At 73.2% G+C, this 20,237-nt stretch carries 17 protein-coding genes; 9 read left to right on the top strand and 8 right to left on the bottom strand.

Annotation, left to right across the window (positions count from 1 at the left end):
* Positions 1–62 precede the first annotated feature (62 nt).
* The 5 genes from B1H29_RS06120 to B1H29_RS06100 are packed head-to-tail and all read right to left on the bottom strand — an operon-like array spanning position 63 to position 7,576.
* Complete coding sequence (locus B1H29_RS06120; protein ID WP_055419253.1) at positions 63–3,038, bottom strand: hypothetical protein; 2,976 nt, start codon at positions 3,036–3,038, stop codon at positions 63–65.
* Positions 3,035–4,159 carry an ATP-binding protein gene (locus B1H29_RS06115; RefSeq protein WP_055419252.1) on the bottom strand — a complete coding sequence of 375 codons (1,125 nt, stop codon included), beginning with the start codon at positions 4,157–4,159 and terminating at the stop codon, positions 3,035–3,037. Before B1H29_RS06115 ends, B1H29_RS06120 begins: the two co-directional genes overlap by 4 nt.
* Before the next feature lie 59 nt (positions 4,160–4,218).
* Complete coding sequence (locus tag B1H29_RS06110) at positions 4,219–5,661, bottom strand: vWA domain-containing protein (RefSeq protein WP_055419251.1); 1,443 nt, start codon at positions 5,659–5,661, stop codon at positions 4,219–4,221.
* Positions 5,658–7,091, bottom strand: coding sequence for a hypothetical protein (locus B1H29_RS06105; protein WP_234393059.1), 1,434 nt, complete (start codon positions 7,089–7,091; stop codon positions 5,658–5,660). The genes B1H29_RS06110 and B1H29_RS06105 overlap by 4 nt, the downstream gene beginning before the upstream one ends.
* Positions 7,058–7,576: a hypothetical protein gene (locus B1H29_RS06100; protein WP_055419250.1), complete on the bottom strand. Its 519-nt coding sequence runs from the start codon at positions 7,574–7,576 to the stop codon at positions 7,058–7,060. Before B1H29_RS06100 ends, B1H29_RS06105 begins: the two co-directional genes overlap by 34 nt.
* Positions 7,577–7,794: 218 nt before the next feature.
* On the opposite strand from B1H29_RS06100, the gene B1H29_RS06095 reads away from it, so the two are divergent.
* Positions 7,795–9,417 (top strand): phosphodiester glycosidase family protein, encoded by a 1,623-nt coding sequence (locus B1H29_RS06095; protein WP_055419928.1) that lies wholly within the window; start codon positions 7,795–7,797, stop codon positions 9,415–9,417.
* A 71-nt stretch (positions 9,418–9,488) separates the two neighbouring features.
* Positions 9,489–10,514: an alpha/beta hydrolase gene (locus tag B1H29_RS06090; RefSeq protein ID WP_055419249.1), complete on the top strand. Its 1,026-nt coding sequence runs from the start codon at positions 9,489–9,491 to the stop codon at positions 10,512–10,514.
* A gap of 28 nt (positions 10,515–10,542) precedes the next feature.
* Here the strand turns inward: B1H29_RS06090 and B1H29_RS37980 are convergent, their stop codons facing one another.
* Both B1H29_RS37980 and B1H29_RS37975 read right to left on the bottom strand, forming a co-directional pair.
* Positions 10,543–10,683 carry a hypothetical protein gene (locus B1H29_RS37980; RefSeq protein ID WP_159027787.1) on the bottom strand — a complete coding sequence of 47 codons (141 nt, stop codon included), beginning with the start codon at positions 10,681–10,683 and terminating at the stop codon, positions 10,543–10,545.
* Complete coding sequence (locus tag B1H29_RS37975) at positions 10,674–10,820, bottom strand: hypothetical protein (RefSeq protein WP_159027786.1); 147 nt, start codon at positions 10,818–10,820, stop codon at positions 10,674–10,676. Before B1H29_RS37975 ends, B1H29_RS37980 begins: the two co-directional genes overlap by 10 nt.
* A gap of 194 nt (positions 10,821–11,014) precedes the next feature.
* On the opposite strand from B1H29_RS37975, the gene B1H29_RS06085 reads away from it, so the two are divergent.
* The 6 genes from B1H29_RS06085 to B1H29_RS06060 all read left to right on the top strand — a co-directional run bounded on the left by B1H29_RS06085 (position 11,015) and on the right by B1H29_RS06060 (position 18,118).
* On the top strand, positions 11,015–11,551 hold the full coding sequence (locus tag B1H29_RS06085; RefSeq protein WP_055419248.1) for a hypothetical protein: 537 nt from the start codon (positions 11,015–11,017) through the stop codon (positions 11,549–11,551).
* A 328-nt stretch (positions 11,552–11,879) separates the two neighbouring features.
* Positions 11,880–12,350, top strand: a complete 471-nt coding sequence (locus tag B1H29_RS06080) for a GNAT family N-acetyltransferase (protein ID WP_234393086.1) — start codon at positions 11,880–11,882, stop codon at positions 12,348–12,350.
* A 138-nt stretch (positions 12,351–12,488) separates the two neighbouring features.
* Complete coding sequence (locus B1H29_RS06075; protein WP_055419246.1) at positions 12,489–13,997, top strand: ABC transporter substrate-binding protein; 1,509 nt, start codon at positions 12,489–12,491, stop codon at positions 13,995–13,997.
* 3 nt (positions 13,998–14,000) lie between these two features.
* Positions 14,001–15,797 (top strand): ABC transporter permease subunit, encoded by a 1,797-nt coding sequence (locus B1H29_RS06070; protein WP_055419245.1) that lies wholly within the window; start codon positions 14,001–14,003, stop codon positions 15,795–15,797.
* The gene (locus B1H29_RS06065; RefSeq protein ID WP_055419244.1) at positions 15,794–17,038 is read left to right on the top strand and encodes an MDR family MFS transporter; all 1,245 of its coding nucleotides are present in this window, start codon (positions 15,794–15,796) and stop codon (positions 17,036–17,038) included. Before B1H29_RS06070 ends, B1H29_RS06065 begins: the two co-directional genes overlap by 4 nt.
* A gap of 198 nt (positions 17,039–17,236) precedes the next feature.
* Positions 17,237–18,118 carry a GNAT family N-acetyltransferase gene (locus B1H29_RS06060; RefSeq protein ID WP_055419243.1) on the top strand — a complete coding sequence of 294 codons (882 nt, stop codon included), beginning with the start codon at positions 17,237–17,239 and terminating at the stop codon, positions 18,116–18,118.
* A 74-nt stretch (positions 18,119–18,192) separates the two neighbouring features.
* Here B1H29_RS06060 and B1H29_RS06055 read toward each other — a convergent pair whose 3' ends face one another.
* Entirely contained in the window at positions 18,193–18,966 is a 774-nt protein-coding gene (locus B1H29_RS06055) for a CDP-alcohol phosphatidyltransferase family protein (protein WP_055419242.1), read from the bottom strand.
* 108 nt (positions 18,967–19,074) lie between these two features.
* On the opposite strand from B1H29_RS06055, the gene B1H29_RS38445 reads away from it, so the two are divergent.
* The gene (locus B1H29_RS38445) at positions 19,075–20,100 is read left to right on the top strand and encodes a zinc-dependent alcohol dehydrogenase (RefSeq protein WP_234393058.1); all 1,026 of its coding nucleotides are present in this window, start codon (positions 19,075–19,077) and stop codon (positions 20,098–20,100) included.
* The last annotated feature ends 137 nt before the right edge of the window (positions 20,101–20,237 follow it).

Raw genomic sequence — 20,237 nt, 5'->3', positions numbered from 1 at the left:
GGGAAGTCCCCGGCTCCCGGTAGGGCCGGGCCCCGGGAGGCCCGGGGCCCGGCCGATTCCGGTCACCTGCCCGAGAGCAGCGCCTCCAGGGTCTTCGCCGTGTGCGGGTGGCGGGCCGTGAGCGCGGCGCCGTCCGACGCGGAGGTACGGAGCGCCGGCCACCCGCCGTCGCAGCCCAGCAGATCCGCCACCGCGTCGCACGCCGCCGGGTGCGCGGCCAGCAGTACGGCGCCCGACGGGGCGGGAGCCTCGGAAGGCGCCCATTCCCCGACACAACCCAGCAGTCCCGCGACCGCCTCGCAGGCCGCCGGATACTCCGGGAGCAGCGCGGCCCCCCGGGGAACGTGGACCGCCGCCTCGGCCCGGGAGGCGGGAAGCGGTGCGGCGGGCGCCCGCCACGGCGGCACCCACGCGTCCAGGGGCGCCAGCCGGCCCGGGAAGATCCGCCCGGCCTCGCGGACCAGCAGCGGGGCCAGCTCCGCGGCGCCGGACCGCAGGGTGGTGATGAGCAGCGGCAGCCACGGCAGCAGCACCGCGTCCGGCAGCCGCCCGAACGCGTTCGACACCGCCTCCACCACCACGTCCGCCAGCCCCGGAACCGGCTCCAGCGCCTGCACGAAGCCGCTGAGGTAGCGCGGATAGGCGGGTACCACCAGAGGGTTGTCCAGCAGCTCGTCGCACCGGGCCCGCAGCTCGGCCCGCGAGAGCGTGCCGAGCTGCACCTGCGCCGCCCACAGCAGGGCCGTCTTCGACGGCTCCTCGGGGTGCGACTGGGCGACCGCCAGCTCCAGTTGGGCCCGGTCGCAGCCCAGGGACAGTGCGAGGCTCTCCATGCTGAACAGGAAGCCGAGCATCGCCGCGACCTGCCCGACCGTCGCGTCCTCGTCCCGGAACGCCGTCGGCAGCAGCGTGCAGTAGTGCGCGTAGCCGGTCTTGACGAACGACTCGATCCACGCCGGCAGCACCGGCTCGCTGGTCCGGTAGTACGCCAGCAGCGCGCGCACCCGGCGCAGCACCTCCGGCGCCCCGTCCACGCTGCGTTCGGTGGCGAGCACCTTCAGCGCGTGGGTGCCGAGCTCGTCGGCGAGGCGGCGGCTGCGCAGGTACAGCGTCGCGTCCTCGACCGCCGCCAGGACGGTCGCCGTCGTCGCCCGCGGCCCGTAGGCGTCGCGCCGCAGACGCTGCTCCAGGACCTGCTCGATGCTGACGCCCTCGTAGCCGAGCTCGATGAGAGCCCGCTGGTGGGTGCCGATCGCCAGGTCCCACGATTCCTGGATCGAACGCTCACCGAGCCGTCGCTCACCCATGATCGGTCGTGCCGCGCCGTGCGGCATCAGACGACGCAGCATCCACAGCACGTCGGAGCAGGCCTCGAGCTCCGGCCGGGAAACCATGTCCAGCAGCGCACGCTGCACACCCCGCTGCTGGAGCTTCAGCCCGAGCGGCTCCAGCCGGTCGTGCACGTCGCGGGCGAGCGGCGGCAGTGACTCGTAGCCGACCTGCCCGATCCGGTCGCCGCCCATCATGATCTCGACGAGGCGCCGCACGTCCCGCCGCCCGGGGACCCTGTCCTTCTCGATGCAGGTGACCGCCGCGTCCTGGAAGTCGTACGGCGTCGGCTTGGCCCGGTCCCGCATGCCGGCCAGCAGGATCGACGTCTCGAAGACGGCGATGGCGTCGGCGGTGGAGGCGAGGTAGCCGCCTCGCCGGGCGGCGCGCACGATGTCCACGGACCAGCCGAGCAGCTCCGCCTCGTCCAGCCCGTCGAGCACGGGCGCTCTGTGCAGGAAGCCGGACAGGTGGTCCCCGGTCGACGACGGGGACGGGGACGGGGACGGGGACGGCGGACCGACGGCCGTCCCGGTCCTCCCGCTCAGGGACTTCGTCGCCGCGGTCTTCTTCGTGGCAGGCTTCTTCGCACCCGCCTGCCCCGCCAGCCGGTACGGCCGCACACCGGTGCGCCTGAGGCTCTTCGCCCACTCCGTCGACGCGATCGACACCGATCCGGCGGCGAGGCCGAACTGCGCCTCGATCGCCCCGTTGCTGGACGGGATCAGCCCGTACTGCCAGGTGGTCGCGGTGCGCGGGGAGATGCTGAACGTGTCGGCGCCGTCCACCCCGAACTCCGGTACCCGGCTGGCCGCGTGGAACGCCCCGCAGACGTACAGGCAGTCAGCCGGATCCGCGCCGGTCGCGCTCAGGTGCTCGCGCATCCGGGTCCACATGTACCGCTCGCGGTCCTCGTCCACGCGGACCCGGCCGCCGTCGCCCGGTGCGAGCCGCCTGAACAGGCTGCCGATGAGGAACATGACCTGGCGGTAGGTGTCGTGGTCGGCGGTGCCGTCGCCGAGCGGTACCTCGACGTACTGGTGCCACCACTCCGACCAGTGCCGCACCTTGCCGTGCCGCAGCAGGTGCTCCTCCAGCTCGGCGAAGCGCGGCCGGAGGTCACCGATCTCGACGCCGACGGCCTCGCCGTGCAGCCCGGCCCCGGGGTCCGTACCCTCCGCGGGAGCGGTGCCCTCCGGCGCGGCCTCCCGCGCCCGCTCGCCCCTGCTGTCCCACTGGAACACATGGTCCGAGGAACGGTCGACCAGGACCAGCTCGACGCCGGGAGTGTCGAGGGCGTAGGCGATGGCCTGGTACTCGGCGGACGCCTCGGTGATCGGTGCGACGACCGACAACGGAGCCCACTCGACGGGGAAGCCGTCGACGTCACCGGCGAACGCCTGCACCGCCACCGGCAGCCGGCAGTTGCGCAGCTCGGTCAGCAGCGGCGCCATGTCCTCGCACAGCTCCAGATACACGACCTTGGGCTGCTTCTCGCGCAGGCGGCGGGCCATGGCGGTCGCCGAGGCGGGGGAGTGGTGGCAGACCGGGAAGATCTCGAGCGGCTCGCGCACCGCGCGGTCGACGTCGTCGACCAGGCCCAGGAGGATGCCCTCCAGCGCGTCGGGCCCGCCCGCGAACGCGGCCGCGGCCTCCTGCAGTTGCCCGCGCAGCGCGGCGAACGACGTGCTCTCCTGACGGGTACTCATGACAGTGTGGCGATCGCGTCGCGGCCGCCCTCCAGGAACTCGGGCCAGGAGCCGCCCTCGTCCTTGCTGCGCGGCTCGACGACGCCGTGCAGGTACTTGTTGAGGATGGCCAGGTCCTCCGGCTCGCGGCGGGTGAGGGAGCCGACGAGGGAGGAGGCGAGGGTACGGGCGGTCAGGGCGCGCTCCCCGAAGAAGTTGCTGTGCAGGACGGCGTCCTCCAGCACGCCGATCTGCTCGGCCGTCGACAGCGCGGACTCCAGCTTCTCGTCGTCGCTGCCGGCCGCGGCGGCGGAGGCGCGCAGGTCGGCGAAGCTCTGCAGGAGCACGTCGAGCAGCGTCGGCGGCACGTCGAGGTCGATCGAGTGCCGGCGCAGCAGCTCCTCGGTGCGGAAGCGGACGATCTCCGCCTCGCTCTTCCTGTTCGTCACGACCGGGATGCGGACGAAGTTGAAACGGCGCTTGAGCGCGGAGGACAGGTCGTTGACCCCCCGGTCGCGGCTGTTGGCCGTGGCGATGATCGAGAAGCCCGGCTTGGCGAAGACGATGTTGTCGTCCCCGCCCCCACTCCCCAGCTCGGGAACGGAGATGTACTTTTCGGAAAGGATGGAGATCAGCGCGTCCTGCACGTCACTCGTGGACCGGGTCAGCTCCTCGAAGCGGCCGATGGACCCGGCCTCCATCGCGGTCATGATCGGGGAGGGAATCATCGACTCCCGGGACTGCCCCTTGGCGATGACCATGGAGACGTTCCACGAGTACTTGATGTGGTCCTCGGTGGTGCCGGCCGTGCCCTGCACCACCAGCGTGGAGTTCCGGCTGATCGCGGCGGACAGCAGCTCGGCCAGCCAGCTCTTGCCGGTGCCCGGATCACCGATGAGCAGCAGACCGCGGTCGGAGGCGAGGGTGACGATGGACCGCTCGACGAAGCTGCGGTCGCCGAACCACTTCTGCGAGATCTCACGGTCCAGGCCGTCGGAGCGCTCGGAACCCAGGATGAACAGCCGGACCATCTTCGGCGACAGGCGCCACGAGAACGGCTTGGGGCTGTCGTCGATCGACTCCAGCCAGTCGAGCTCCTCCGCGTACTTGATCTCGGCGGGCGCGCGCAGCAGGTCGGACATGAGGAGAAGGCCTTTCCGTACGGTGATCACTGGGGACGGCTTGGACGAGCGTCCGTCGATCAGGTGAGGAACGTCTTGAGTTCGTGCACGAGCTTCTTGATGTGACCGGAGATCACCGGAGTGCCGAGATCCTTGAACCGCTCCCGGAACCACGGGTTCACGCTGCCGCGCCCGGAGCTGGTCACCGAGCCGACCGGGATGAACTTCGCCCCGGAGCGATGAACGGCGGCCATGCTGTCGAACAGCTCCTGGTGACGCCACTCGTAGAAGTCGGAGATCCACACCACGACGGTGCTGCGCGGCTCGTCGATCTTCGGCTGGGCGAGCGCCATGGCGACCGTGCCGTCGGTGCCGCCGCCCAGCTTGGTGCGCAGCAGCGTCTCGAACGGGTCGTGCGCCCAGGGGGTGAGGTCCAGTGCCTGTGTGTCGTAGGCGATCAGGTGGACGTCCACCTTCGGCAGCCCGGCGAAAATGGAGGCCAGGATGGTGCAGTTGACCATCGAGTCGACCATGGAACCCGACTGGTCCACGACGACGACGAGCCGCTGGGGCGTCGTCTTGCGGCTGGTGTGCCGGTAGTAGAGGCGGTCGACGTAGAGCCGCTCCTCCTCCGGGCTCCAGTTGGTCAGGTTCTTCCAGATGGTGCGGTCGATGTCGAGGTTGCGGAAGACGCGCTTGGGCGGGACGGACCGGTCCAGCTCGCCGACCGTGGACTTCTCCACCTGGGTGCGCAGCACCTCGGTGACCTCGTCGACGTAACGGCGGATCAGCGTCTTGGCGTTGGCGAGGGCGACACCGGAGAGGTTGTTCTTGTCCCGCAGCAGTTGCTCGATCAGGGACATGCTCGGCGTCAGCCGGGAGGCCAGCGCGGGGTCGGCCAGTACCTCGCGCAGGCGCATGCGCTGGACGAGGCCCGCCTCGATGGAACCGAGCTCCGGCCCGATCTCCGGGATCAGCCGGCTGAGGTCGGGCGTCCGCCCGCCACCCCCGGTACCGGTCGGGCTGACACCGCCGCCGGCCCCCGGCCGGTTCGCGCCCCCGCCCTGTCCGCCCCGCCCGCCGCGCAGCTCACCGGGCCGGCACCCCAGGGACCGTTCCAGCCATTCGGCGTCGGACTGCCAACGGGCCAGCCGCTCGGCGGTGACGTCGCCGGGCCGGGAGGCGAAGACGTTGAGCAGCACCTTCGACGCGAGCGCCGCCCGCCGCACCTCGGCGGCCCGGTCACGCGCACCGTCCTCCTCCGGCTCGGGCGTCATCAGTCCGTCGAACTCGGCGGCCAGTTCCGGATGCCGCTGCACGACGGAGTCGACGGACGCGTCGGGGTCGAGCAGGGCGGGCGGCAGACCGATGTCCTCGACGACGGCGACACTCGCCGACTCCAGGGAGGCCTGCTCCTCGGGGTCGAACAACCGCGCCAGCAGCCGCCAGTAGAGAACCTGCCGCCGGTTGTCGTACGCGTCGGGCTCGGGACCGGGCTCTTGCCCGGCGCTGAGGTGGGTCATTTCCGCAGCAGCCTTCCGGCGCGTTCGCGCAGCACGGTGACGGCGTCGGTGGCGGCCTTCTCGGCCCGGACCCCGGCCTTGTCGGTCGTACCCCCGGCCCAGGCCGCGGCATGGACCGCGACGGCCTTCTTCCGCACGACGCGCTCGACGGCGAGCGGCTGGAGCAGGAACTTCCCGGCATCCCAGCGCAGCAGCCCCAGACAAGCACTGGACGAGGCGACCGCCTCCGGGGTGAGTGGACCCGCGGCCGGCACCCGATCGGCGTCGACACGCAGACACCCCCCGGCGACATCGAGCACGACCCCGTCGGCCTCGTCGCCCCCGTCCGCCACGCCGTACCCCTCCACCAGGACGGGCACCGCGATCCGGGCAGGATGCCGGTCCAGCGGCTGCACGGCGAACGCGGCGGCGGTGGGCAGAGCCACCCGGGCGGTGGCGAAGACGTCGGCGGGCTCGCCCGCACGAGCACACGCGTCGTCCCACACCAGATCACCCTCGGCGGTGACGGGCATCGCGTCGAGGTCCATGGAACGCCCCTCGCTCACGGCGGCGAGCAGGGCCATGCGCGGCCGCAGCAACTGCCACAGCCCCGCCCCGACGACCGTGTCGGGCTTCGGCGCGGACACCGAGGCCCGCACCAGCCGGGGCGTGCCCCCGTCCGCGGGCTCGAACACCGCGTGCACCTGGGCCTGTACGGCGGTGGCGTGTTCCTGGACGTCGACGCCGAGCGGCAGCAGACGCCCGGTGACCTCTGCCACGACCGGCGCGGCGTCCGCTCCCGGCAGTGTGAGCAGCAGCGCACGGGACCACAGATCGGCCCAGCGACGGCCCGGAACACGCTCCAGGGCCGCCCCGGGACAGGACGCGGCGAGCTCGGCGGCGAACCCGTCGAGCAGCGTGGCGAGCCGGCGCGACGCCGGGTCGGGCAGCATCGCGGCCACGACCGGAGCGGCCCCGCCGACCAGTTCGTGATCGATGCCCCGCCAGCCGGCCCGCGCCAGATCGCACAGCCAACTGCGCGCGGCGAGCCGAAGATTGACGGCATGCTCCGCACCGGACGCCGGGCCGCCGGCCGCAGCGGCGCGGGGCCGGTCGACGGCCTCCTCCACCCGGGCGGTGAGGGCGTCGTGCACGGACCCGAGCAGAGCGGTACGGGCGGCGGCGAGCGCGACGAAGTGGTCCTCACCACCGGCTCCGGCGGCCGTCTTGTCGGCGGCCTCGGCGACCCGCGAGGCCAGCGGCGTCCCGGCGACGGCGTCGGCGAGCCCGGCCAGCCCCGCGGCCTGCCCGGGCTGCGGACGGAGCAGCCCGCCGACGAGCGCGCCGTCGAACCCGTCCACGGCCGCGAGGGCCTCGTCGAGCCCGTCGACGTCATCGAGAAGCAGGTCGGTACGCATCAGGCGGCCACCGCCCTGGTCGTCGGGAACCACTGCATCTCCGGCAAGGGGCCGGTGGAGGGCTCGAGCTCGAGATAGGCGAGATGCCGCAGGAACCGGCTGAACACCTGGGCCGCCGCGGAACCGTCCCCAGCCCCGGGCCGCGCCGCGGTCATGGCGGACGTGAGGACGTGCGCGTCGGCGACACCCTCGACGTCGACCTTCAGATACCGGGCCACCCGCTCGGCGCCGTACTGGAGCACGGCCTCACCGATGAGCGCGCGTATGTGATTGCAGAACGAGCCGCGCGCCCCGCCGCAGGGACGGTTGTTGTTGGTGCTGCACGCGTACGCGTACGACCCCGCCGCGACCGAGGACACGTACACCCGCCCGATGTCCGACCCACTGGACACCACACCCTGCAACCGACCGTCGGCCAGCTCCACGAACGGCACCTTGGCGAGCTTCCGCGGCCGCGCGGACGGCACCACCCGTGCCGTGCTCGACTTCTCCCAGACGGACAACGCACCATCTCCCATGCATGCGAAAGGGGGGCGTTCACGCCACGTCGGCGGAACGAGATCGAACCTATCGGTGGGCACTGACAACGGCCCCGGGTGCCGCCGCGACCTTGACGTTGCGCCGGAACCGGTCGCTACTTGTGCAGTGGACGTCGGGCGGCCGTCCATGTCTGTGTCAGCAGTGAGCGGAGAGGATGGCGCGTGTTCGTCCCCGGTCCTCGATCCAGGCGGTGCAGATGAAGAAGCGACTGTGCGGTGCGGGTGCCGTCCTCGGCCTCCTGGTCACGGTGGGCGCGCTGCCGGCGCAGGCGTCGGCCCCCGCTTTCCCACCGGGCCGGCACGCCCTGCCCCTGGGCCCCGCGGACCTCCCCGAGACCCGCACCACCACGACCCTCCAGCCGGGCGTCACCCTCACCCGCGTCGTGCGCGGTGCCGCCGACCCGACGCTGCACTGGACGGTCGAGGTCTCCATCCCCGGCGGCGACACCTCACCGGACCCCGACGCGCCGCCGACCGCCCTGAAGGACAGGGCTAGCGCCGACGAACTGGCCGGCGTACTCGAGCGGGACGGCTTCGAGGCCCGGGTCGAGCGGGTGACGACGCCGAAGACGGCCGACTACGCGGGCGGCACCCTCGGCTGGCGGGTCCGCGTCGGAACGTACGACTCGCAGTCCGCCGCGACGTCCGCACGCGCACGCCTGCGGGCGGCCGGCCACTCCGGGTCCGCCGTGTACACGGGCTGGGACGGCGACAGCACGAACCGCGGCCCGTGGCGCGTCGACGTGCTCACCATCGACCCGCGCGGGTTCCGCGGCAGCCTCGACGCGTCGTACGGCCCGGACCTGGAGCAGCGGGAGACGACCAGCGAACTGTCCGTGTCGGCCGGCGCGACCGCCGCGGTCAACGCCGGCTTCTTCGTCCTCGACCCCAGGGCGGGCGCCCCGGGCGACCCGGCGGGCGTGGGAGTGTACGACGGGCGCCTGCTCAGCGAGCCCGTCTCCGGACGCCCCGGCCTGGTGATCCACGACCACGGCCGACGTACGGAGGTCACGCGTCTCACCTGGAAGGGCCAGGTCACCGGTCACGGGACCACCCTCCGCCTGAACGGCGTCAACCGCGTCCCCGGCCTGATCCGGAACTGCGGCGGTACCGAGGGCGACACCCCCACCGCCCCGCCCCTGCACGACGTGACCTGCACCAACCCCGACGAACTGGTCGCCTTCACACCGGAGTACGGCCGGCACACGCCCCGGGGCGAGGGCCTGGAGGCCGTGCTGGACGCCCAGGACCGGGTCGTGGAACTGCGCTCACCGCGAGGCGGAACACTCCCGCCCGGCGGCACCTCGATCCAGGCGACCGGCCACCGCGTCGCCGACCTGACCGCACTCGCACACGCGGGCCACCGCCTGCGCGTCAGCACGACTTTGCTCGACGAACGCGGTCACCCGGTCTCACCTTCACCCCGGACCGACATCCTCAACGCCGGCCCCGAACTCGTCCGCGACGGACGGCTCCACGTCACCCCGGCCACCGACGGCATGGTCCACCCGGGCGACCCGAGCTGGTACTACGGCTGGGTCCACAAGCGCAACCCGCGCACGCTGGCCGGGGTGGACGCCGCCGGCCGCACCGTCCTCGTCACCGCCGACGGACGCGACACCGACGCCCTCGGACTCAGCATCGCCGAGAGCGCCAGGGTGGCCGAGTCACTCGGCCTGCGCGACGCGGTCAACCTCGACGGCGGCGGCTCGACGACGATGGTGACGAACGGCGACGTGATCAACGAACCGTCGGACACCGCGGGCGAACGCCCCGTCGGTGACGCGTTGCTGATCCTGCCCCGCAGGCACGGAAACTGACCCTCGGGTCGGTGCCGTACGAAGACCCGCACCACAGCGCGACGAACAGCAACCCACCCCAGGGAGCCGCCGTGTTCGCGAACGTGTCAACCGTCCTGACCCTCCTCGGAGCCAGGGTCCTCCTGGTCCTGGCCGTACTACTGGCCACCCTCGCACCAGCCGCCCCGGCACTGGCCTCGGGGCAGCAGGACGCCGCCCGCCGCGGCGCCGAAGTCGTCGCCGTCACCCAGGTCGCGGACCGGCAGGTCGACCTGTCGGTACGGTCGGCGGCCCTCGGAGGCCGCACGGTCGACGTCCGCCTCCTCACCCCGGACGGCTGGAACCCGCACGACCGACGCCACCGACAGCACTGGCCCACCCTCTGGCTGCTGCACGGCTGCTGCGGCGACTACACCTCGTGGACCGCGATGACCGACGTCGCGGAGACCGACAGCCTGCGCGACGTCCTCGTCGTCATGCCCGAGGCCGGCTGGAACGGCTGGTACAGCGACTGGTGGAACCACGGCGAGGGCGGCGACCCGGCGTGGGAGACCTTCCACACGAGGGAGCTGCGGCACCTCCTGGAACGCGACTGGGGCGCCGGCCGCGACCGCGTCGTGGCCGGCCTGTCGATGGGCGGCCAGGGCGCCCTCCTCTACGCCGCCAGGCATCCCGGCATGTTCAAGGCGACGGCGGCCTACTCCGGCTCCGCGCACCCTCTGCTGAACGGCGAGTCGGTCGACCGCATCATGGGCTTCTTCGCCGGCCAGGACAACGACCCCCTCCGCGTCTGGGGCGACCCGGTCGCGCAACGCCGGATCTGGGAAGCCCACGACCCCTTCCACCTCGCCAAGCGGCTCAGGTCCGTCCCGGTGTACCTGTCCTGCGGCGACGGCACGCCGGGGCCCTTGGACGCGCCGGGCGCCACGAGCGCCCTGGAGGCCGACTTCAACCGCCAGAACCACGCGCTGGCCGCGGAACTGCGACGCGTGGGCGCCCGCCACCTGACCACCAACTTCTACGGCCCGGGGACCCATGGCTGGGCCTACTGGGAGCGGGAGCTGCACGCCTCGCTGCCGATGCTGCTGGAGGCGCTGAAGGGCGACGGCGCCGCCTGAACCGACACGGGCGGGAACCGCGCGCCGTTCAGCTCGTCCCCGGGCTGTCCGGTGCGCGCGTTCCCCGCCCGTCGCCCCCGGCTCCGCCGCGCCGGGTCGACAGGGCGACGGCGATGACGACGACTCCGCCGACCGCCATGGAGATGCGTACGCGTTCGGTCAGGACCACGAACAGTCGAGCGCACCGTCGCCGCAGGCCATCACGTACCAGCCCGGCACGGGCGGCCCGGCCTTGTCCCGAGGCATGTCCACGTCCTTGCCGCACCGTCCGGAGAACCGGCCCCAGGCGTTGTCGTGGTGGTCCATCCCGTAGTGCCGCTCGGCGAGTTCCTCGTCCGCCGCACCACGCTGAACACGGTTCGCGACCCGCGTAGTCCCGCCCGACGTTCCTCGACCCTCGAAACTTAGAGGTTGTCCGACCTGCTGAGGCACCGCAGTCTGGTGGTCCTGTCCGTCGCTGGGCGGCCGGGCAATGACAGGACTGGAAGGACGGATCACCCATGCGCATCAGATCAGCGATCTTCTCGCTCGGCATCGCCGCCGCGTGCACCGGGCTCACCGCGACCACGGCCGCGGCCTACAACGACAGTGACCTCGACTGGGAGACCTGGGCGCGGTGGACCAGCGATTGCAGGAACGGTGAATACAACGATCCCTGCGCCGTACGGACTCCGGGGGAGCTCGACGGCACCTTCTTCAAGCACGACAGTGGCGGCAAGGGCATCAAGCTGGTCATGTACAAGGGCAGCAAGACCATTGCCCAGGTCGAGTTCCACCCGTACGACGAAGTGCTGCACGTCTACGACGGAGTCAACGACGGCGACACGGTCTACGTCCGCCTGAGGTGGAACGACGACTACTCTCCCGGCGACGACGCGACGTACTGGGCACCGGGCACCTCGGCGTCCGTCGACCACCACTCGATCCAGCTCGACGGTGACGACGACATCGACGAGGGCAACACCGTTCAGCTCCGCGTCTACGACGACAAGGCGCTGAACGACCCGATCACCGATTGGTACTACCTCAAGGCCTGACTTCGGGGCACACCGGGCTGACCGACCCGAGCGCCAGAGGGTCCGTCATCGGTGCCGGGGGCGGCGGCGCAGAGGCGGAGTGGGGTGCCCGGGGGAGGGGCCTGCGACTCCGCACTCCCACGGGTCCTTGAGCAACGGCACGGTGTTCCGGGAGTGGTGGTGAACCGCGCGGGTGCGCGTGTGCGCGCGGTGGCGCGCACGGTTGCGTGGGTGCCGGGGGCGTGGATCAGCCATCCGCCTTGTTGCGTAGCATGTGCAGGTGCACTTCGCCGACGACTACACGATCCGCCCGGCCGTCCCCGCCGACCTGGACGCCGCCCGAGCCGTCATGCTCGACACCGTCTACCGCGATTTCGGCACCGGGTACGTTCCGAGCTGGCACGGCGACATCATCGACCCGGCCGGGGCGTACGTGACGCCGGCGCGGCACACCCTCCTCGTCGCCGTCGACGGGGCGGGTGAGGTCGTGGCCACCGGTGCCCTCGACTCCCGTGGTCCCGCGCACCCCCCGAACCCCCGGCACGTCGCCGAGCGCTACCCCTCCGGCGTGACCGCGCAGCTACGCCGTGTGTACGTCCGGGCCGGGCACCGCCGGCGCGGCCTCGCCCGGCGGCTCGTCGACGAGCTGCTCGCCTTCGCCGCCGCGGACGGCGGGTACCGGGCCGTGTATCTGCACACGGACCCCGCCGTCACCGGGGCCGAGCCGTTCTGGCGGTCGCTCGCCAAGGTCGTGCACGACGAGCGGGAGGACGCGGGCGGCGGGCAGGGCATCGTGCATTTCGATGTGCCGATGCCCTGAGGAGGCCGCCATGATGATGGAAATGATTGTCATGTAGGCTCCGTTCACTGCCGCCTCCGCCCGACCCGCCCGCGCTCACGGGACGCCCACGCCCACGTTCACGCACGCTCAAGCACGCACCCGACCGATCCGAGGACCATGCGCTCCCACCGCCCCTCCCGGCTGCTCGCCCCCCTCCTGCTCGTCCCGCTGGTATCCGGCTGCTTCGCCTCCGGCGGCGGGGCCGACTCCGGTTCCAACGCGGAGGGAGGCGGCGACGGCTCCCGCCTCCGCGTGGCCCTCGCCTTCCCGCCCGCCGAGGGGCTCTCGCCGTACGGCGCCGACGCCACCCTCCTCAGTCGTCTCGGTGTCACCGAGGGCCTCACCGCGCTCGACGCCAACGGCTCCGCCGCACCCGCGCTCGCCGAATCCTGGCGGAGGGACGGGGAGAAGGCCTGGGAGTTCACGCTCCGCGACGCCACCTTCCAGGACGGCGGCGACGTCACCCCGGCCGCCGTCGCCGACTCCCTCACCCACGCCACCGACGCCAAGCCCGCGCCCGCCGCCCTGGCGGGGGTCACCCTCACCGTCAAGGCCCAGGGCGACCGGGTCGTCCGCATCACCACCGCCGAGCCCGACCCCGTACTGCCGCTGCGGCTCTCCAGCCCCAGCCTGGCCGTACTGTCCGCCAAGGCCTACGCCGACAAGAACCGCGTCGACCCCGTCGGCCACGCCACCGGCCCCTTCGAGCTGACCGGGGTCAACGGCGCCACCTCCGCCTCCCTCGACCGGTTCGACGACTACTGGGGCGGCCGCGCCCAGGCCTCCGGTATCGACGCCCGCTTCATTGCCGACGGCACCGCCCGTGCCAACGCCCTGCGGACCGGCGAGCTCGACATCGCCGAGGCGATCCCCGTCTCCCAGGCGGCGAGCCTCGACGAGGAGACGCGGCGCGACACCGCCACCACCCGGACCACCAGCCTGCTCCTCAACGCCTCCTCCGGGCCCTTCGAGGACGCCGGGCTGCGGGCCGCCGCGCGTGCCGCCGTGGACACCTCCGTGTTCGCCGAGGACGTGTACGAGGGATACGCCGACCCCAGCGCCGGGATCTACGGCCCCGCCGTGACCTGGGCCGAGGGCAAGCGGAGCGAGCCCGTCGGGCGGGCGGCGGCCGACAAGCCCGGCGGCGACACCGTCAACCTCGCCACCTACGACAATCGGCCCGAGCTGCCCGAGGTCGCCCAGGTGGTGAAGCAGCAGTTGGAGAAGGCCGGGTTCGAGGTGAAGCTCACCGTGCGGGAGTACTCGCGACTGGAGAGCGACGCGCTGGAGGGGAAGTTCGACGCCTTCGTGCTCGCCCGCAACACCCTCCTCGACACCGGTGACCCCGTCGCCGTCCTCGCCAGCGACTACACCTGCGACGGCGGCTTCAACATCGCCCAGCTCTGCGACAAGGACGTCGACCACGCCGTCGCCGAGGCCGAGAAGACCGACGACACCGCCAAGCGGCAGGCCGCCGCGATGGACGCCGAGGCCCGCGTCCTCGGCAGCGACGCCGTCGTGCCCCTCGTCCACCAGCGGATCATCACCGGCGTCGCCGACTCCGTGCAGGGCGTGATCCTCGATCCGTACGAGCGCACCCTCGTCGGCACCGGCACCCGGCGCTGAACCGTGCGGCAGCGGGTGGCCACCGTCGTGTGGCGGGTCGTCCTCGCGGCCGGGTTGGTGTGCGGGATCGGTCTGCTGCCGTGGCTCACGCACACCGACCCCGCCCACACCGTGCTCAAGGCACGGTCCGCCGAACGGGAGCCCACACCCGAGGTACTCGCCGACATCCGCGCGCAGCTCGGGCTCGACGGCGGGCCGCTGCACCTGCTCGGGCGGTGGCTCGGCGGGCTGGTGCGCGGGGACGCCGGGCGGTCGTGGATCTCGGGCGCGGATGTGCTGCCCGACGTGCTCCAGGCGCTCGGGGCCTCCCTGCTGCTCATGGCCGTCGCGCTCGTCGTCGCCGCCCTGACCGCCGGGCTCATCTGTGCCCGCACGCTCCGGCTGGGGGCCCGGCGGCGGCTCGGCGGGCGGAGGCGTGGCGGTACCGCCTCCGCCGTCATCGCCTCACTGCCCGAGTTCCTCGTCGCCTCCGTGCTCGCCACCGTCGTCGGGGTGCAGCTCGGGTGGCTGCCCGCGCTGGGGTGGTACGGGGCCCAGTGGACCGTGCTGCCCGCCCTCGCCCTCGGGCTGCCCGCCGGGGCCGTGCTCGGGCGGCTGCTCGACGATCTGCTGCCCGGCGCCTTCGGTGAGCCGTGGGCGCTGGCCGCCGCCGCCCGGGGGCTGACCGGTCGGCGCATCGCGCGGCAGGCGCTCCGGCGGTGCGTGCCCGCGCTGCTGCCCAACCTCGGGCTGTTCGCCGTGGGGCTCACGGGCGGGGCCGTCGCCGTGGAGCAGGTCTTCGACATCCCCGGCCTCGGCCGCACCACCCTCCAGGCCGCCCTCGCCCAGGACCTGCCCGTCCTCCAGGCCGGCACCCTCGCCCTCGTCCTGCTCGCCGCGCTCGCGACCGGTGCCACCCGCGTCGCCGCCCGCCTGCTCACCGGCCCCGCCCTGCGCGACGGCGCGCTGTCCTCCCTGCACCGGCCCGCGCCGCCCGCCGGAGGACTGCTGCCCGTCCTCTACGGCGCCGTTCTGCCGGCCGTCATCGGGGTCGGGCTGACCCGTGATCCGCTCGCCCTCGATACGGGGGAGCGGTTGCTGGCACCCTCCCTCGACCACCCCTTCGGCACCGACTCCCTCGGCCGCGACCTGCTGGCCCGCGTCGGTCACGGGGCACTCGACACGCTGCTGCTCGCCTCCGCCATCACGGCCGCCGCCCTCGTCGCGGGCGTACTCCTCGGGCTCCTACCCCGCGTGTCCGCGCCGCTCGTCGACACCGTCAACGCCGTACCGCCCGTACTGGCCGCCCTCCTCGTCACCGCCGTAGCGGGGAGCGGGGCGGTCACGCCCGCGCTCGCCGTGGGTGCCGTGGCCTGGGCGCCGCTCGCCGCGCACACCTCCGCGCTGCTGCGCCAGGAACGCGCGACCCTGCACATCACCGCCACCCGGGGGCTGGGTGCCGGACGGTGGTATCTGCTGCGCCGCGAACTGCTGCCCGCCGTATTGCCGCCCGTCCTGCGCCACGCCCTGCTGCGGCTGCCCGGTGTCGCCCTCGCGCTCGCCTCGCTCGGCTTCCTGGGGCTGGGGGCGCAGCCCCCGTCCCCGGAGTGGGGCCTGCTCCTCGCCGAGAACCAGCCCTATGCCGAGCGCGCCCCCTGGGCCGTCCTCGCCCCCGCCGCCGTCCTCGCCCTGCTCGGCGCGCTTGCCGTCACCGCGGCGGGCGGACTGCGCCGGCCCCGTCGGCGCCGGGGACGATCCACCGCGGCCGTCGCCGGGCAGCCCGCCGAAGACGTGGAAAAGGAACTGGCCGCCGCACGATGACCTCGCTGTTCACCGGTCGGTCCGCGCCCCCCTCCAGGCGGGCGGCCGCACCGCTCTCCCCGCTGCTCCGGCTGCTCATCCTCACCCAACTCGCCTTCAACGTGGGCTTCTTCGCCGTCCTCCCCTTCCTCTCCGAGCACCTGGGTCAGGGCATCGGCATGGCGGGCTGGCTGGTCGGGTTCGTGCTCGGGCTGCGTACCTTCAGCCAGCAGGGGCTGTTCGTCGTCGGCGGGGCGCTGGCCGACCGCTACGGCATCCGGCCCGTCGTGCTCGCCGGGTGCGTACTGCGGATCGCCGGGTTCGTCTGGCTCGGGTTCGCCGAGCGGACCTGGGCCGTCGTGGCGGCCGTGCTGCTGATCGGCTTCGCCGCCGCGCTGTTCTCGCCTGCCGTCGAGTCCGAGGTGGCCCGGCAGGCCGTCGTCCGGGAGGAGGAGGGCGGCGGGGACCGGACCCGGGTGCTCGCGCTGTTCACCGTCGCCGGGCAGGCGGGGGCCTTCGTCGGGCCGCTGCTGGGTGCCCTGCTGCTGGCCGTCGACTTCCGTACGGCGTGCCTGGCCGGGGCCGGTGTCTTCGTGCTCGTGCTCGCCGGGCACGCCTGGCTGCTGCCGCAGCGCGTTCCCGGGCGGGCGCGGGTCCGGGTCAAGGGCGGGGCGCGGCTGCTGCTGCGCAACCGGCGCTTCCTCGCGCTGTGCTGCGCTTACGGCGCCTATCTGCTCGCCTACAACCAGCTCTACCTCGCGCTGCCCGCCGAGGTGGAGCGCGCCGCCGGTTCGCAGGCACCGCTGGCCTGGCTGTTCGCGCTGTCCTCGGTGCTGGTGGTGACCGCGCAGTTGCCGGTGACCCGGTGGGCGGCAGAACGGCTGACGCCGCGGCGGTCGATGGTGGCGGGGCTGGTGCTGATCGCGGCCGGGTTCGCCGTCGTCGCGGTCGCCCGGCCGGCCGGGTGGACGGGGACGGGTGCGCTGGTGCCCGCCGCCGGTTTCGTCGTGCTGCTCACCCTCGGGCAGATGCTCGTCGCGCCCGTCGCCCGCGCCTGGGTGCCGGACCTCGCCGAGGACGGGCGGCTCGGGCTGTACACCGGGGCGCTGTCCTCGGTCTCCGGACTCATCGTGCTGGCCGGCAGCTCCGCGACCGGACTGCTGCTGGACAGCGGTCTGCCGGTCGCCGTGCCGTGGCTGGTCCTGGCCGCCGTACCGCTGGCGGCGGTGGCGATGCTGCCTCGGCGTCAGGGAGACCGTTGAGGCCATTGAGGCTTCGTGGACCGGGCGCGAGCAGCGTCAGTACCTTGTCAGGGCGCTGTGGGTCCGTTAGGTTTTCCCAGCCGTTGCCGATCTTGTGGCCCGGCGTCGTCGACGAGGAGGTGTGGAGCACATGCGCAGGAGTGCCCGGCAGTCGAGCCCGCGTACCGGCCTTTCCCGCTTCCTCACGACGGAGACACCTTGTCGCTTCGCATCACCCCGCTGACCGACCCCGCCGACGGGCCGCACGGCCGACGTCTCGCGTGGCTCGCGTCCGACGCCGATTCCAACCCCCTCGGAACGGCCTTCCTGCGCCTGCTCACCAGCCCCGGACAGGCGCACCTGGCCGAACTGACCCTGAACGTCCACCCCGAGGAGCGCCGCGGGAGCGTGGGTACGCGGCTGCTCGACACCGCGGTGGCCGCCGCCCGCGACGACTCCAGGCGCTGCGTCGTCGCGCAGGCCGGGGCCGGATCGCCCGGCGACCACTTCCTGTCGGCCCGCGGTTTCCGCAAGGTCCTCACCCTGCGGTTCGCCCGCCTGCCCCTGGCCGACGTGGACGCCGCGGCCCTCGATGAGACCGTCGAGCGTGCGCATCCCGGCTACCTGCTGACCTCGTGGCAGGGCACCGTCCCCGACGACCTGGCCCGGACCTTCGCCGCCTCCCGTCGCGCCATGGACGACATGCCGATGGACGAAGCCGACTACGGCAGGGTCGTCTGGGACGTGGACCGGGTCAGGGCCGCGGCGAAGGCCATCGACGATCGCGGCGACCACCTGCACACCGTCGTCGCCATCGACACCTCGGACGGCTCGATCGCCGGGTTCACGGAACTCGTCGTCCCCGGCGACGGCACCGGTGACGGCCAGCACTACGGCACCGGTGTGCTGCCCGAGCACCGCGGACACGGCCTGGCCCGGTGGATGAAGGCGGAGTCGATCCGACGGGCCCGCGCGGACCATCCGAAGCTCGGCGGACTCCTGACCGACACCGCCGACGGCAACACGTACATGAGACGCGTCAACGACCGCCTCGGCTACGCACCCACGCACACGACGCTCCAGTACCAGCTCGAGCTGTAGGGACGGCGAGCGGGCGGACGCGGACGGACGCGGACGGGCCGGCTCCGCTGCGGCCGTCGGCCGTCTGGGGAGCCCTACTGGGCGACGAGTTCCCGCATCACCTCGGCCGCCGGGGCGCCGCCCCGCGTCCGCGCCGTCCGCCACAGCCACAGCACGTCCCGGCCGAAGGACCACACCAGCAGCCCCAGCGCCAGCAGCACCACCCCGGTGTTGACCGCGTGCGGCAGCAGCTCCGCGCCCGCCACCAGCAGCAACACGCCCTGCAGCGCCGCCACCGTCTTGCGCGCCGTGCTCGGCGGCAGCGGGGCGGTCAGCCACGGCCAGGCCCGGGCCGCGGCGACGAACACGTACCGCATGCCGCCGATCAGCAGCACCCACGGACCCTGGTCCATCGCCACGTACACGCTGAGCACCAGGATGAGGAACGCGTCGACCTCCATGTCGAAGCGGGCGCCCAGCGGTGACGAGGTGCCGGTACGGCGGGCCACCTTGCCGTCCACCCCGTCCAGGATCAGGGCCACGGCGGTCAGGCCGACGAGGAGGGAGACGGGCGGTGCGCTGCGGAAGGAGTCCGCGACCAGGGCCGTGACCCCGCCCACCAGGGTCGCCCGGCCCAGGGTGACCCGGTTGGCGGGGCCGAACGACGGCAGCCGGGATCGGTGCAGGGCCCGGGAGAGCACCGCCCAGGTCGCGAACGCGAACGCGAGGCCGGTCAGCCAGCCCGCCGTGCCCATGCCGATCGCCGTTCCGAGCAGCGCCAGGAGCAGGATCTGCGCGCCCGCCCCCACCGCGGTCTCCTGCTGAACGGGCCTCGCGTCGTACCCGTCGTACGTGTTGTTCAGGGCCACCGAACACCCTCCGGCCGTGTGACAGAGTCGATCAACGCCGCTACCTTGTGCGCGGCTCGTGCATCCCTCGGTACGTGGGCGGCTTCCCGATCGTTCAGGAGGACATCGATGACTCGGATGACGCGGACGGCGACGCCGACGGCGCGGACGAGGCGCACCGCACGTGCGTTCTGGGTCGACTCGCCGGGCGCGGGCGCGATCCGCGGCGTCGAGCTGGCCGCGCCCGGGGCGGACGAGGTGCTCGTGCGCACGCTCTTCAGCGGCGTGAGCCGGGGCACCGAGACGCTCGTCTTCGGCGGCCGGGTGCCCGAGAACCAGTACGCGGCCATGCGCGCGCCGTTCCAGGAGGGGGACTTCCCGGGGCCGGTGAAGTACGGCTACCTCAACGTCGGTGTGGTGGAGGAGGGGCCGGACGCCCTCGTCGGACGTACCGTCTTCTGCCTGTACCCGCACCAGACCCGGTACGTCGTCCCGGCCGCCGCCGTCACCCCGGTGCCCCCGGAGGTCCCCGCCGGACGGGCCGTGCTCGCCGGTACCGTCGAGACCGCCGTCAACGCCCTGTGGGACGCGGCGCCCCTGGTCGGCGACCGGATCGCCGTGGTCGGCGGCGGCATGGTCGGCTGCTCGGTGGCGGCGCTGCTGTCCCGCTTCCCGGGCGTCCGGGTCCAGTTGGTCGACACCGACCCCGCCCGGGCCGAGACCGCAGAGGCGCTCGGCGTCGGTTTCGCGTCCCCCGCCGACGCACTCGGCGGCCTCGACCTCGTCGTGCACGCCAGTGCGACGGAAGCGGGCCTCGCCCGGTCACTCGAACTGCTGCGGCCCGAGGGCACGGTCCTGGAACTGAGCTGGTACGGCGACCGCCGCGTCGCCCTCCCGCTCGGCGAGGCCTTCCACTCCCGGCGCCTGACCCTGCACAGCAGCCAGGTCGGCACGGTCTCCCCGGCACGCGGCGCCACCCGCACCTACGCCGACCGGCTCGCCCTCGCCCTCGACCTGCTCGCCGACCCGGCGCTCGACGCCCTCGTCACCGGCGAGTCCGCGTTCACCGAACTGCCGGACGTGCTCCCGGGGTTGGCGTCCGGAGCGATCCCCGCCCTGTGCCACCGCATCCGGTACGCCGGCGACGACGACTGACCCGACGGGATCCATCGGCGCCTGACCTTGAGAAAAGACGTACGGGACGCTGAACAGGGGAAGGCACCGGGCCGTAATAGACGGCACCCCGCGCGGCGATCGGCGGGGGATCAGACGTGCCACACCTGGAGGGTCGT

The sequence above is a fragment of the Streptomyces pactum genome, assembly GCF_002005225.1.
Lineage (GTDB): Bacteria > Actinomycetota > Actinomycetes > Streptomycetales > Streptomycetaceae > Streptomyces > Streptomyces pactum_A.
The sequence above is the reverse complement of the archived record's forward strand: the minus strand, read 5'-3'. Positions and strand labels throughout refer to the sequence as shown.

Bases quoted from the DNA above. Each gene is read 5' to 3' on its own strand.
- B1H29_RS06110 (WP_055419251.1), bottom strand. From the start codon at position 5,661: ATGACCCACCTCAGCGCCGGGCAAGAGCCCGGTCCCGAGCCCGACGCG.
- B1H29_RS06120 (WP_055419253.1), bottom strand. From the start codon at position 3,038: ATGAGTACCCGTCAGGAGAGCACGTCGTTCGCCGCGCTGCGCGGGCAA.
- B1H29_RS37975 (WP_159027786.1), bottom strand. From the start codon at position 10,820: ATGGACCACCACGACAACGCCTGGGGCCGGTTCTCCGGACGGTGCGGC.
- B1H29_RS06085 (WP_055419248.1), top strand. From the start codon at position 11,015: ATGCGCATCAGATCAGCGATCTTCTCGCTCGGCATCGCCGCCGCGTGC.
- B1H29_RS06095 (WP_055419928.1), top strand. From the start codon at position 7,795: ATGAAGAAGCGACTGTGCGGTGCGGGTGCCGTCCTCGGCCTCCTGGTC.
- B1H29_RS38445 (WP_234393058.1), top strand. From the start codon at position 19,075: ATGACTCGGATGACGCGGACGGCGACGCCGACGGCGCGGACGAGGCGC.
- B1H29_RS06080 (WP_234393086.1), top strand. From the start codon at position 11,880: ATGCTCGACACCGTCTACCGCGATTTCGGCACCGGGTACGTTCCGAGC.
- B1H29_RS06100 (WP_055419250.1), bottom strand. From the start codon at position 7,576: ATGGGAGATGGTGCGTTGTCCGTCTGGGAGAAGTCGAGCACGGCACGG.
- B1H29_RS06065 (WP_055419244.1), top strand. From the start codon at position 15,794: ATGACCTCGCTGTTCACCGGTCGGTCCGCGCCCCCCTCCAGGCGGGCG.
- B1H29_RS06115 (WP_055419252.1), bottom strand. From the start codon at position 4,159: ATGTCCGACCTGCTGCGCGCGCCCGCCGAGATCAAGTACGCGGAGGAG.
- B1H29_RS06075 (WP_055419246.1), top strand. From the start codon at position 12,489: ATGCGCTCCCACCGCCCCTCCCGGCTGCTCGCCCCCCTCCTGCTCGTC.